Source organism: Stenotrophomonas sp. YJH_SMC_14-1 (assembly GCF_059372275.1).
In genome coordinates, this window is record NZ_JCAFVK010000005.1 from 239,278 (window position 1) to 252,731 (window position 13,454).

Annotated in this window: 11 protein-coding genes and 1 pseudogene; 7 read left to right on the forward strand and 5 right to left on the reverse strand. The window is 67.5% G+C overall.

Annotated elements, in window-relative coordinates; translation table 11 throughout:
• The first annotated feature begins 1 nt into the window (after position 1).
• The gene (locus tag AC5P9P_RS14240) at positions 2-1,123 is read left to right on the forward strand and encodes a glycosyltransferase family 4 protein (RefSeq protein ID WP_329772114.1); all 1,122 of its coding nucleotides are present in this window, start codon (positions 2-4) and stop codon (positions 1,121-1,123) included.
• A gap of 18 nt (positions 1,124-1,141) precedes the next feature.
• Here the strand turns inward: AC5P9P_RS14240 and AC5P9P_RS14245 are convergent, their stop codons facing one another.
• The 4 genes from AC5P9P_RS14245 to def form a co-directional block, all read right to left on the reverse strand.
• Positions 1,142-2,863: an ArnT family glycosyltransferase gene (locus AC5P9P_RS14245; RefSeq protein WP_033834008.1), complete on the reverse strand. Its 1,722-nt coding sequence runs from the start codon at positions 2,861-2,863 to the stop codon at positions 1,142-1,144.
• A 23-nt stretch (positions 2,864-2,886) separates the two neighbouring features.
• On the reverse strand, positions 2,887-4,218 hold the full coding sequence (gene rsmB / locus AC5P9P_RS14250; protein WP_049430216.1) for a 16S rRNA (cytosine(967)-C(5))-methyltransferase RsmB: 1,332 nt from the start codon (positions 4,216-4,218) through the stop codon (positions 2,887-2,889).
• Between the two features lie 3 nt (positions 4,219-4,221).
• The gene (gene fmt, locus AC5P9P_RS14255) at positions 4,222-5,145 is read right to left on the reverse strand and encodes a methionyl-tRNA formyltransferase (protein WP_024957899.1); all 924 of its coding nucleotides are present in this window, start codon (positions 5,143-5,145) and stop codon (positions 4,222-4,224) included.
• Between the two features lie 120 nt (positions 5,146-5,265).
• Positions 5,266-5,778: a peptide deformylase gene (def, locus tag AC5P9P_RS14260; RefSeq protein WP_005411192.1), complete on the reverse strand. Its 513-nt coding sequence runs from the start codon at positions 5,776-5,778 to the stop codon at positions 5,266-5,268.
• Between the two features lie 126 nt (positions 5,779-5,904).
• Between def and AC5P9P_RS14265 the strand changes: the two genes are divergently transcribed.
• The 6 genes from AC5P9P_RS14265 to AC5P9P_RS14290 all read left to right on the forward strand — a co-directional run bounded on the left by AC5P9P_RS14265 (position 5,905) and on the right by AC5P9P_RS14290 (position 13,318).
• Positions 5,905-7,038 (forward strand): LysM peptidoglycan-binding domain-containing protein, encoded by a 1,134-nt coding sequence (locus AC5P9P_RS14265; RefSeq protein WP_005414604.1) that lies wholly within the window; start codon positions 5,905-5,907, stop codon positions 7,036-7,038.
• A 163-nt stretch (positions 7,039-7,201) separates the two neighbouring features.
• Positions 7,202-8,329: a DNA-processing protein DprA gene (gene dprA, locus AC5P9P_RS14270; RefSeq protein WP_049430219.1), complete on the forward strand. Its 1,128-nt coding sequence runs from the start codon at positions 7,202-7,204 to the stop codon at positions 8,327-8,329.
• Positions 8,330-8,372: 43 nt separating this feature from the next.
• On the forward strand, positions 8,373-8,846 hold the full coding sequence (locus tag AC5P9P_RS14275; protein ID WP_005411195.1) for a DUF494 family protein: 474 nt from the start codon (positions 8,373-8,375) through the stop codon (positions 8,844-8,846).
• 39 nt (positions 8,847-8,885) lie between these two features.
• A complete protein-coding gene (locus AC5P9P_RS14280; protein ID WP_033834013.1) occupies positions 8,886-9,656 on the forward strand; it encodes a pilin in 771 nt (256 codons plus the stop codon).
• Between the two features lie 49 nt (positions 9,657-9,705).
• On the forward strand, positions 9,706-10,638 hold the full coding sequence (locus AC5P9P_RS14285; protein ID WP_033834014.1) for an RDD family protein: 933 nt from the start codon (positions 9,706-9,708) through the stop codon (positions 10,636-10,638).
• 193 nt (positions 10,639-10,831) lie between these two features.
• On the forward strand, positions 10,832-13,318 hold the full coding sequence (locus AC5P9P_RS14290) for a DNA topoisomerase I (protein WP_005414607.1): 2,487 nt from the start codon (positions 10,832-10,834) through the stop codon (positions 13,316-13,318).
• Between the two features lie 11 nt (positions 13,319-13,329).
• Here the strand turns inward: AC5P9P_RS14290 and AC5P9P_RS14295 are convergent.
• Positions 13,330-13,454, reverse strand: a pseudogene (locus AC5P9P_RS14295) (IS110 family transposase); the annotation flags it as partial.

Sequence of the window (13,454 nt, forward strand, 5' to 3'; positions counted from 1 at the left end):
CATGAAAATCCTGTACACCAACTTCCACTATGGCGACGGTGGCGGCCACACCACGTACATCGTGTCCCTGGCGCGCGCCCTGCATGGCCAGCACACGCTCCATGTCGCAGCCCCCGCTGACAGCCGCCTGCTGCGCACGGTGGCCGAGGAAGGAATCGCCACCCCGCTGCCGATGGCCTTTGGCAGCGGCCTGCCGACCTTGCCACGACAACTGGCCGAACAGCATGCGCTGCGCCGGCTGGTGCGGGACGAGGGCATCGACCTGGTCCACGTCAACGGTGCTCGTGATCACCGCTTCGTGATGCAGGGACTGCTCGGCATGCGCCGCCCGCCGATCATCCTGACCAAGCACAACAGCAAGCCCACCCGTACGCTGGGCAATGCCTTCAGGGCACGCTGGGCCACCGACCGCGTGATTGCGGTTTCGGCACACACCGGGCGTCTGCTGGAGCAGGGCCCGTACCGGCGCTGCCCGATCGATGTGGTCCGCAACGGCGTCGACCTGGACCGCTTCGCACCACTGCCGGCCGACGCCGGCCAGGCAATGCGGCAGCAATGGACGCAGGACCCGGATGCGCTGCTGCTGGTCAGCAACGCCGGCACCGATGACTACAAGGGCTGGATCGACCTTGCGCAGGCCATTGCCCTGCTCCCCGACGCGATCCGGCCGCACGTACACATGGCGGTCGCAGGTCACCTGCCCAACGCGCAGCAACGCGCGCAGGTACAGGCCCTCGGCGATGTCGCCGCGCAGGTCCACTTCACCGGACTGCTGGCCGATACGCGCCCACTGATCGCCGCCGGCGATCTCGGCTTCGTGCTGTCCAACGACATCGAAACAATTTCCTTCGCCTGCCGCGAAATGATGGCCAGCGCCAGGCCGATGCTGGTCAGCGACTACGCGGGGCTGCCGGAAAACATCGAGCAGGGAGTCGACGGCTGGGTCGTGCCCACCCGCAACGTGGCCGCCATCGCCGCACAGGTGCAGGCGATGTATGAACAACGCCAGGCGCTGCCGGCGATGGGCATGGCCGCCCGCCGCCATGCAGAGCGTGAGTTCGGCCTGCAGACCTTCGCCGGGGCGACCCTGGCCAGCTATCACGCCGCCTTGGCCAGCACCTGAGCCACATTGCCCGAACGCTCAATCGGTAAGGCCGGGCCCCTGCAGGCGGCGCTCGTGCTCGAGTTCCGCCGCCGACGGCCGGCAGGTGCCGGCGACCGCGTCGGCAGGCACCAGCCACCAGCGGCGACGATTGGAAATGCCCGCCATTTCGGCCTGCGCACGGTCAATGCAGGCCTGCATCGCATCTTCGTTCACCAGCAGCCAGCGGTGCTGCGGAACCAGCCGCTGCCAGCGCACGGCCGCCTGCAGCTGTTCATGCCAGCGGTTCTCGAATCCAAAGGTCGCCGCGCGGCGGTCCGCCATCAGCAGATTCTGTTCCTTCCAGGCCACCAGCCCCAGTTCCGCGCCTGGCCCGAGACGCGCGCCGACGTCACGCATCAGACCACGCGCAGAGCTTGAATCATTCAGCAACGGGTAGCCGAACAGGCCGTAGAGCACCCAGGCCACGGCCAGGGTCGATAGCAGCGCCAGGTGGCTTCGACGCCAGCCGGTCACCACCAGGCTCAAGCCACCCCAGAGCCCCATCGCCAAGATCGTCCACGCCAGTGCATCGGTCGCGCCGGGCGGCAATCCGCGTCCATGGGCAAGGTTCACCTCGAAGCGCGGATCACCCAGCAACGCGAGCGCCCCGACCAGGCTCAATCCCAGTGCCAGCAACGCGGCAAACCCTCCCAGCACGCGCTGCACATCGCGCCGCTTCAGCAGCCCGGGCAGCAGCGGCGCCAGCGCCAGGCAGAACATCGGCAGCGCCGGCAGGATGTAGACATCACGCTTGCCCTGGGGAATCGAGAAGAACAGCACGACCAGCAACCACCAGGCCAGCGGCAGCAGGTAGCGTGGATCGCGGCGGCACAGGCGCCGCCGCCACGCCGGGATCGCCCATGGCAGCGCCAGGAACGCGGGTATCCACATCGTTGGCATGACACCGAAGAAGTACCACCACGGCTGGTGATGGTCCCAGGACTGCGTGTAGCGGCGGGCCGTCTGCCGCACCAGGATGTCGTTGATGTAGCCGCGGTACTCGTCCGATCCGGTGCCCAGCGCGGCCAGCAGCATCGGCGCCAGCCACAGCGATATCGCCAGCAGGAAGGCCAGCGGTGCCAGCCAGAAGCGGCCATCGCGTGCGTGCAGGGAAACGCGGGGCCACTGCAGGGCTGCAGCGATGGCCGCCGGCACGATCATCAGCAGCGCCAGCATGCCCACGCCCTTGGTGATCACCCCGATACCGGCAAAGAACCAGCCCAGCCACCACCAGCGCCAGGCCGGGCCCAGCAGCAGGTGGCGCAGCAGGCCATAGTTGGCCAGGGTGATGAACAGCACCAGCAGCGGATCGATCTGCGCCTTTTTCGCCTGGAAGGTGAACTGCAGCGCGAACAGCAGTGCCCACCCTGCGCAGAGCCCGACCTGCCGCGTCCACAGCCGGCGCCCCAGATCGACCACGCACCACAGCGTGCCCAATGCGGCCAGCAGCGAGGGCAGCAGGAAGGCCACGCGCCAGTGGCCAACCAGGCCATACAGCGAGGCCTGCCACCACATCAGCATCGGCGGCTTGTCCGAATACAGCTCGGTACCGCGATGCGGGAACAACCAATAACCGCTGTCGACCATCTGCCTGGCCACCAGCGCGAAGCGTGGTTCGTCAGAGGGCCACGGATCGCGGAGACCGAGCCCGGCCCCCAGCACCAGCAGGGCCACCACCACGAACAACCACGTCTGGCGCGACGCGTGGGTCTTCAGCATGGGACTCGAAACGGCAGCGGGGGTCAGGCTGCTTTTATCAGACGCGCGTAGAAGAAACCGTCAGCATCGTTGTCACCAGGCAGTCGCTGGCGTGCCACGCCTTCGCAATCCACGCCGAACGCATCGCCCAGCGGCTGCGCCACCGCGTCCGGATGCCACTTCAGGAACGCACGCACCTGATCGATGTTCTCGGCGCGCAGGATCGAGCAGGTGGCGTACAGCAGCACGCCGCCGGGGCGCAGCATCGACCAGCAGGCTTCCAGCAGGCGCGCCTGCACGCCCACCAGTGCATCGACGTCCTCGGCGCGACGGTGGAACATCACATCCGGCTGGCGGCGGATCACGCCCGTGGCCGAACATGGCGCATCCAGCAGGATCGCGTCGAACGGCACGCCGTCCCACCACGAACCGGGATCGCTGGCATCGGCGACCAGGGTCTGCACATGCTCGCCCACACCGGTGCGGGTGTAAGTGTCACGTGCCCGGGCCAGACGGCGCGCGTCGATATCCAGCGCCAGCAGGCGCAGGCTCGGATCACGCTCCAGCAGATGCGCCGATTTGCCGCCGGGTGCCGCGCAGGCATCCAGCACGCGGGCACCGGTCGCGGGTGCCAACGCATCGGCCGCGCATTGCGCCGACAGGTCCTGCACCGACAGTGCACCATCGCCGAAGCCCGGCAGCTGGTTCACAGCAACGGGGGTCGCCAGGCGCAACGCATCGGCGCACAGTGCAGTGGCTTCAGCGGCAATGCCGGCCTCGGCCAGCGTCGCCAGGGCCTTGTCGCGACCGCCGTGCTGGCGGTTGGCACGCAGCCACAAGGGCGCTGGTTGCAGGCTGGCGCTGAAGATCGCTTCGGCCTGCGCCGGCCAGTCGCGTTCGATGGCATCAGCCAACCATTCCGGGAAGGCGTCGCGCGCAGGCTGCTCGGGGAACCCCTCGCGCTGGGCGCGGCGCAGGATCGCGTTGACCAGGCCTGCCTGGCGCTCACGGCCCAGCGCACGCGCCGCATCGACCGTAGCCGAAAGCGCTGCGTGCGCAGGCAGTTCGAGCACGTCCAGCTGGGCGAAACCGACCATCAGCAGCGTGCGCAGGTCGGCATCGCGCGCCGACAGCGGCTTCTGCATCCAGGCCTGCAAGGCCGCGTCATAGGTGCTGCGACGGCGCAGCACAGCGAAACACAGGGCTTCCAGCAGCGCGCGGTCGCGGCTGTCGGCCAGCTTCGGCAGCGCCCAGGCCAGTTCGGCCTTCAGCGAACGGCCACGGGTGAACACCTGTGCCAGCACGCGTGCGGCCAGCATGCGCGTGGCCGCGCCCGGTGCCGCCTTGGCGACGGAGAAATCGTTCTGCTTGGACACCGCTTATGCCCCCACGCGCAGGTCGCGGCGAGCGTTGAGGTAATCGGCAGCGGTGATCGCCTTGCCGCCTTCACGCTGCAGCACGCGCAGGCGCAGCGCGCCCTGGCCACAGGCAATGTCGATGCCGTCGCGGCCGGCGGCCAGCACGGTGCCCGGCGCCTGGCCGTGGTCTGCCTCCAGTGCCACCGCACCATGGATGCGCACGCGTTCGCCAGCCAGCGTTGCCTCGGCGATCGGCCACGGATTGAACGCGCGCACGGTACGCGCCAGCGCGTCGGCGTCCTGCGCCCAGTCCAGCCTGGCTTCGGCCTTGTCCAGCTTGTGCGCGTACGTCACGCCCTGTTCCGGCTGCGGTCGCGCGATCGGCTTGATGCCCGCGCGCAGCAGGCCCAGGCCATCGGACAACACCTGGGCACCAAGCTCGGCCAGCTTGTCGTGCAGCTGGCCGCCGGTATCGGTGGCGGCGATCGGCAGCTCCTGGTGCAGCAGCACCGGGCCGGTATCCAGGCCAGCCTCCATCTGCATCAGGCACACCCCGGTCTTCGCGTCACCAGCCTGGATCGCACGCTGGATCGGCGCAGCGCCGCGCCAGCGCGGCAGCAGCGAGGCATGCACGTTCCAGCAACCATGGGTCGGGATGGCCAGTACTGCCTTGGGCAGGATCAGGCCATAGGCCACCACCACCATCAGGTCCGGCTGCAGGTCGCGCAACTGCTGCTGGGCGGCCGCGTCCTTCAGCGACTCCGGCTGGTAGACCGGAATGCCACGGGCCACGGCTTCGAGCTTGACCGGCGAAGGCGCCAGGCCACGGCCTCGGCCGGCCGGGCGATCAGGCTGGGTATAGACGGCCACGACCTCATGGTGGCGCGCAGCCGCGCGCAGCGACGACACCGCGAATTCCGGCGTACCGGCAAAGACAATCCTCATGGCTACCCCACTTGCAGGATGGATTCGTGCAGGAAAGAAAACGGCGCCGTCGGCCGGCGCCGTAGAGCCCGCGCGAGCCGCGCAGGCACGGGCCACCCGAAGGGTGGCCCGGATTGGCGATCACGCCACGTGCTTGCGCTGCTTGGCCAGCTTCTTGCGCACCATCTCGCGCTTGAGCGGCGACAGATAGTCGATGAACAGCTTGCCGTCCAGGTGATCCATCTCGTGCTGGATGCAGGTGGCCAGCACGTCACCAGCCTCCATCTGCTGTTCCTGGCCGTTGCGATCCAGGTACTTCACGGTGATGGTGTCGGCACGGGTCACGTCGGCGAAGATGCCCGGAACCGACAGGCAGCCCTCCTGGTACACCCGGCCCCCGTCCTTGGCGACGATTTCCGGATTGATGAACACATGCGGTTCATTCTTTTCTTCGCTGACGTCGATGACCATGAAGCGCTTGTGCACGTCCACCTGGGTGGCGGCCAGGCCGATGCCCGGGGCGTCGTACATGGTCAGGAACATGTTGTCGATCAGTTCCTGGAAGGCCGGCGTGGTGACTTCGGCAGCTTCGATCAACGCGGCCTTGGTACGCAGGCGCGGATCGGGGAACTCGAGAATGGGGAGAAGGGCCATGGCTGTTTCCGGATAGGGGGCCGGCACGCCGGCATACGTCGCAGATTCTAGCTCCAACGCTTGCCTTGCGCCCCGGTTTCTGGACTATAGTGCGCGGACCTGTTGGGGAATCAGGGCTTCACACCTATGTTGCTTCGTTTTCGTACGGTCGTCGCCGCGGCGATGCTGACCGTGGCTGCCTATGCTACCGCCGTGGAAGTGAATGGCGGGCACCCGGACACCTATGTGGTCCGAAAAGGGGATACGTTGTGGGATATCGCCGCACGTTTCCTGCAGAAGCCGTGGCTGTGGCCGGAGATCTGGCAGGCCAATCCGCAGATCGCCAATCCGCACCTGATCTATCCCGGTGACGTCCTGAGCCTGGCCTACCTGGACCGGGTGACCGTGGCGGCCCGGCCCGGCCCGCGCCAGGAGGCCCCGATCGACGCCATTCCGCTGGCCCAGGTCGAGCCGTTCCTGAAGCAGCTGAGCGTAGTCGACAGCATCGAGCAGCTGCCCTACGTGGCCGGCCTGGAAGAGGAACGCCTGCGCGCCACCAGCGGCCACGCCGTCTATGTGCGCCTGGCCGACGCCCAGGTGGGCCAGCGCTGGGCGGTTGTCCGCCCGACCGTGCGCTACGCCCAGCCCAAGCCGACCGAGGACCTGACCGCCAACGGCGACGTCACCCCGGGCAGCGGCAACCTGTGGCGCGCCTACAGCGCACCCAACCACCGCCGCGGCGTGCTCGGCTATGAGCTGGCCCAGGTCGCCACCGGCACCATCACCCATGTCGCCGGAGGCAAGGTCGAGGCGTCCACCCTGGTACTGGACAAGAACGAAGGCGGCCGCGAGGTGCGTGCCGGCGACCGCCTGGTGCCGATCGAGGCCAGGCCGTACGACCTGCAGTTCGTGCCCCATGTCCCCGCCGCAGGCGTCGAGGGCGTCGACGTACGCGTGCTGGCCGTCACCGACATGTTCACCGCCGGCGGCCCCCGCGACGTGATCGCGATCTCGGCTGGTCGCACGCAGGGCGTGGACAATGGAACCGTGTTCTCGCTGTGGCGCCCGGGCCGCCATGTGGCGCACCGCATGAAGTACCCGAACTCGTCGCGCACGGACGATTCGCTCAGCACCGGCGCCGGCCGGGTCTCGCTGCCGGACGAGTACGCGGCGCATGCCATGGTGTTCCGCACCTTCGACAATGTCAGCTACGCGCTGGTGATGCAGGGCGTGAAGCCGGTGCGCGTGGGGTACAACGCGCTGCACCCGGACGCGCGGTAGTCGACTGACAGTCGACTGCTCTTCACCGCCCCCCGAAAGCGCCCGCGCTGCGCGCGGTAGTCGAGTGACAGTCGACTCTACAGGGGCGGTCTCCGGCAAAGTCTGACAGCCACATGCGAAGGCGCCCTAGGGCGCCTTTGTTGCATGCGCTCGATAGTGGGGAATGACCAAGCAAGCTGATGAGGCGCTGCTGCGCCTGGTGATGGCAGGCGGCGCGCTGGCGCCACGGCGGACCCTGCTGCAGGCCGCGGGCAGCGCGGAGACCGCGATCGCGCAGGGCGCCGCGAACTGGCGCGCGCACGGTTGCACGCCAGAGCAGTGCGCTGCACTGGAACACCCCGACGCCCGCGCCTGGACCGTGGCACGGCACTGGCTGGAAGACGACGACCACCATCTGCTGTCCTTCGCCGATGCGGCCTTTCCGCCGCCCCTGCTGGACGTCCCGAACCCGCCACTGGCGCTGTTCGTGGCGGGCGATCCGAGCCTGGCCTGGCGCCCCTCGGTGGCGCTGGTCGGCAGCCGCTCGCCAACCCCGGGAGGACGCGCGCTGGCCGCGCGCTTTGCCGGCTGCTTCGTCGAGGCCGGACTGGCCGTAACCAGTGGCCTGGCGGCCGGCATCGACGCGGCCGCCCACCTGGCCACACTGGAGGCAGGCGGCTGCACCGTGGCGGTGATCGGAACCGGCCCTGATCGGGCCTATCCGAACAGCCACCAACGGTTGCAGGGGCGGATCGCCGCCGAGGGCGCGGTGCTCAGCGAGTACCTGCCCGGCACACCGGCACGCCCGGGCCACTTCCCCGCGCGCAACCGCCTGGTGGCCGGGCTGGCGCTGGCGACGGTGGTGGTCGAGGCCGCGCAACGCTCCGGCGCCCTGATCACCGCACGGCTGGCTGCCGAGGCGGGCCGTGAAGTCTGTGCCCTGCCCGGCTCGGTACTCAACCCACGCGCAGCGGGCTGCCACCGGCTGATCCGTGAAGGGGCCGCACTGGTCGAGCGCCCCGAGGAAGTGCTGGAACTGCTGGCCCCTGCCCTTCGCCAGCAGCTGCCGGGCTTGCAATCACGGCTGGGCACCCCCACTGAACAGGCACCGCCGGCGCTCCTGCCGGCGCGCTGGGCCGACGACCCTGACTACCAGTGCTTGTGGCGGGCCCTGGACCACGACCCAAGCAGTATGGATTCACTGATCACACGCTGTGCATTGACGGCGCCCCAGGTGTCCTCCATGCTGCTGGCCATGGAACTGGCGGGAATCGTGGTGTGCGTACACGGCCGCTACTGTCGAACTCCCTAGTTTCTTCACCTCCACAGCGTCGCGCGACGCAGGCCGAGGGGCAATGAAAGAGAGCATCCTGGACGTACTGCTGTACCTGTTTGAACACTATTTCAGCGAAGACGCGGACCTGATCCGTGACCGCGATTCGCTCCAGAACGGCCTGATCCAGGCCGGTTTCAGCCCAACCGAGATCAACAAGGCGTTCGACTGGCTCGACGCCCTGGCCGCGCAGCGGCCGAGCGTGGCCCAGGCACGGGTCGACGGCCCCGTGCGCGTCTACCACGGCCCCGAGCTGGACAAGCTGGACGTGGAATGCCGCGGCTTCCTGCTGTACCTGGAACAGCACGGCATCCTCGACGCCGACCAGCGCGAGCTGGTGCTGGACCGGGCGATGGCCCTGGACCAGGACGAACTGGACCTGGACGACCTGAAGTGGGTCGTACTGATGGTGCTGTTCAACCAGCCTGGCTCCGAAGCGGCCTATGCCTGGATGGAGACGCAGATGTTCATGGACGAGCCAGAACCCCTGCACTGACCGTACACTTGGGGGCATAGCGCATTCAGGAGCGTCCCCGTGAGCGAGTGGTTCCATGCAGAAGGCAACCGGCAGCAAGGTCCGCTGCCGGCGGAACAATTGGTCGAGCTGTTCCGCAACAACCAGATCACCCTGGACACCCTGGTCTGGCGCGACGGACTGCCGCAATGGCAGCCGTTGCGCACCGTCGTGGACGAACTCGGCCTGATCGTGCCGGCGCTGGACGCCGCCGTACCGCCGGTCGAACCCGAACCCGAACCGGAACCGGAACCGGAACCCGTCGCACCGCCTCCGCCGCAGCCGCCGGTACTGCCGGCGTCCACGCCCTACGCCGCCAGTGCATCGGCCACCGTCCTGCCGGCACCGAAAAAGAAGCTGTCCGGCTGTGCGCTGACCGCCATCATCGGTGGTGCCCTGTTGCTGGTACTGGTCCCGATCGTGGCCATCCTGGCCGCCATCGCGCTGCCGGCCTACAACGACTACACCGTGCGCAGCAAAGTCACCGGCGCCGTGGCCGCGCTGCAGCCGCTGAAGGACCAGGTGCAGCATTTCGCCGATGACGAAGGCCGCTGCCCGGGTGCCAATGACGCCGGCTTCCCGGCCCCGGGCGACTTCGCCAACGCGGGCCTGTCGGCGGTGAACATCGGCCGCTTCAACAACGGTCACTGCGGCATCGAAGCAACGCTGGCGGTACCAGGCAAGGGCATCGACGGCGACCTGCTGTGGCTGGAATACGATCGCGACAGCGGCCGCTGGGAATGCAGTGGCGAAAGCAACGACAAGTACCTGCCGCCGACGTGCCGCGGCTGAGCCACGCGCACGCCAGCACCTCCAAGGATGATTCAACAGGGAACATGCAATGACTGAGTGGTACTACGCCGAAGGACAGCAACGCCAGGGCCCGCTGCCGGTCCAGGAGATCCGCCAGCGCTTCCAGCGCGGCCAGTTGAACCTGGACACCCTGGTCTGGCGCGAGGGCATGGCCCAGTGGGCTGCACTGCGCCAGGTGGTCGACGAGCTCGGCCTGCAGACGCTGGCCGATGCCAGCACCGCCACCAGCAGCGGCGGGTTCGACCTGCGCAGCGACTATGCCGCCATCGACAGCGGCACCGCACCGCTGCCCGGCACCGGCGCGCTCAGCAGCTCGCCATACAGCGCTCCAGCCTCCGTCGGCAGCGGTGGCCACGCACAGCCTGTGGTTGGCGGTGAAGTGGTCTACGCAGGCTTCTGGAAGCGCGTGGCGGCCTACATGATCGACTACTTCGTGCTGGTCATCCCCGGCAGCATGATAGGAGCCATCCTCGGTGCGATCCTGGGCGCCAGCATGGGCGCGGTGGGCAGTGGCGAATCAGCCATCGAGATCGTGGCCCAGCTGGCCAGTGCCCTGATCAACCTCTGCATCGGCATGGCGTACTACACCTGGTTCCATGCCTCGAAGGGCGGCGCCACGCTGGGCAAGATGGCGGTCGGCATCAAGGTCGTTCGCGGCAACGGCGAGCGCCTGACCAAGGCCCGCGCGTTCGGTCGTTACTGGGCCATGCTGCTGAGCAGCTTCACCCTCGGCATCGGCTTCCTGATGGCGGCCTTCACCGAACGCAAGCAGGGCCTGCACGACATGATCTGCGACACTCTGGTGGTCGACCGCTGGGCCTACACCGACCAGCCCCACCTGCAGCGCCGCGAGCTGGGCACCGTCACCGTGCTGGTACTGGTGTTGACGGCGGTACTGTCGCTGGTGGGCCTGGCGCTGCTGGTGTTCGCGGTCGGCTTCATCGCCAAGATGGCCTCCTGAACGGCCATCCTCACGGCTGGCTGCTTGACACGGACTGGCCGGGCGTGATTCCTCTAATAAGGTGAAACCTGAACGCCCGGCACATTACCGGGCGTTCAGTTTATGGATTTGCGCGTGGCCGCTTCACTAATGCGGCCATTTGCTCCACCCTAGCGGCCCCTTCCCCACGGTTCGCCCCACAGACCCTGCTGCCATGCCCAAGCACCTGCTCATCGTCGAATCGCCGGCCAAGGCCAAGACGATCAACAAATACCTCGGCAAGGACTACACCGTCCTGGCCTCGTATGGGCATGTGCGTGACCTGATTCCGAAGGAAGGCGCGGTCGACCCGGACAACGGGTTCGCCATGCACTACGACGTGATCGACAAGAACGAGAAGCACGTCGACGCGATCGCCAAGGCCGCCAAGGGCGCCGACGACATCCTGCTGGCGACCGACCCGGATCGCGAGGGTGAAGCGATCAGCTGGCATATCGCCGAGATCCTGAAGGAACGCGGGCTGGTCAAGGACAAGCCCATGCAGCGCGTGGTGTTCACCGAGATCACCCCGCGCGCCATCAAGGAAGCCATCAGCCAGCCGCGCGCGATCGCCAGCGACCTGGTCGATGCCCAGCAGGCGCGCCGCGCGCTGGATTACCTGGTCGGTTTCAACCTGTCGCCGGTGCTGTGGCGCAAGGTCCAGCGCGGCCTGTCCGCCGGCCGCGTGCAGAGCCCGGCGCTGCGCATGATCGTCGAGCGCGAGGAAGAGATCGAAGCCTTCATCGCCCGCGAGTACTGGTCGATCGCCGCCGAGTGCGCGCACCCGTCGCAGCACTTCAACGCCAAGCTGATCAAGCTGGACGGGCAGAAGTTCGAGCAGTTCACCATCACCGATGGCGACACCGCTGAAGCGGCGCGGATGCGCATCCAGCAGGCCGCGCAGGGCTCGCTGCACGTCACCGACGTGGCCAGCAAAGAGCGCAAGCGCCGCCCGGCGCCGCCGTTCACCACCTCCACCCTGCAGCAGGAAGCCTCGCGCAAGCTCGGCTTCACCACCCGCAAGACCATGCAGGTGGCGCAGAAGCTGTATGAAGGCGTGGCGATTGGTGACGAAGGCACCGTCGGCCTGATCTCGTACATGCGTACCGACTCGGTGAACCTGTCGCAGGATGCGCTGGCCGAGATCCGCGACGTGATCGCCCGTGATTACGGCATCGCCTCGCTGCCCGACCAGCCCAACACCTACCAGACCAAGTCGAAGAACGCCCAGGAGGCGCACGAAGCGGTACGCCCGACCTCGGCCCTGCGCACCCCGGCCCAGGTCGCACGCTTCCTCACCGACGACGAGCGCCGCCTGTACGAGCTGATCTGGAAGCGTGCAGTGGCCTGTCAGATGATTCCGGCCACGCTCAACACGGTCAGCGTCGACCTGTCGGCCGGCAGCGAGCACGTGTTCCGTGCCAGCGGCACCACCGTGGTCGTGCCCGGCTTCCTGGCCGTGTACGAGGAAGGCAAGGACAACAAGAGTGCCGAGGACGAGGACGAAGGCCGCAAGCTGCCGGCGATGAAGCCCGGCGACCGCGTGCCGCTGGAACGCATCCAGGCCGAACAGCATTTCACCCAGCCGCCACCGCGCTACACCGAAGCGGCGCTGGTGAAGGCGCTGGAAGAGTACGGCATCGGCCGTCCCTCGACCTACGCCTCGATCATCCAGACCCTGTTGTTCCGCAAGTACGTGGAAATGGAAGGGCGCAGCTTCCGCCCGTCCGATGTGGGGCGCGCGGTGTCCAAGTTCCTGTCCAGCCACTTCACCCAGTACGTGGATTACGACTTCACCGCCAAGCTTGAAGACGAGCTCGATGCCGTCTCGCGTGGCGAAGAAGACTGGATCCCGCTGATGTCGCGCTTCTGGGAACCGTTCAAGGAACTGGTCGAAGACAAGAAGGAATCGGTCGACCGCGCGGAGGCCAGTGGCGCGCGCGAGCTCGGCACCGACCCCAAGACCGGCAAGCCGGTCAGCGTGCGGTTGGGCCGTTTCGGGCCTTATGCCGCCATCGGCAGCACCGCCGAAGATGCCGAGGAGAAGCCGAAGTTCGCTTCGCTGCGCCCTGGCCAGTCGATGCACACCATTTCCCTGGAAGACGCGCTGGAGCTGTTCCTGATGCCGCGCGCATTGGGCGAGGACAACGGCGAGCCGGTCAGCGTCGGCATCGGCCGCTTCGGCCCGTTCGCCAAGCGCGGCAGCACCTATGCCTCGCTGAAGAAGGAGGACGACCCGTACACCATCGACCTGGCGCGCGCCGTGTTCCTGATCGAAGAGAAGGAAGAGATCGCGCGCAACCGGATCATCAAGGAGTTCGAGGGCAGCGACATCCAGGTGTTGAACGGCCGCTTCGGCCCGTACATCAGCGACGGCAGGATGAACGGCAAGATCCCCAAGGATCGCGAACCGGCGTCGCTGACCCTGGCTGAAGTGCAGCAGTTGATGGAAGAAACCGGCAAGCCGGTGCGCAAGGGCTTCGGTGCCAAGAAGGCCGCCGCGAAGAAAGCCCCGGCCAAGAAGGCGGCAGTGAAGAAGGAAGCGGCGCCGAAGAAGGCCGCTGCAAAGAAAGCGCCTGCCAAGAAGGCCGCGGCCAAGAAAGCAGTAAAGAAGGCCGCCGCGAAGAAGGCCCCGGCGAAGAAGGCCGCCGCAAAGAAGTAGCAACTGTCTTGTCAGGGGCAGCCGAGGGCCACCTCGGCGTCTCGCTTACGGGCGTTGAGGATCACCAGCATTTTGCGCATGACCGCCACGAGCGCCACCTTGCTCGCTTTGCCCTTGGCCTTCAGGCCAGCGTAAA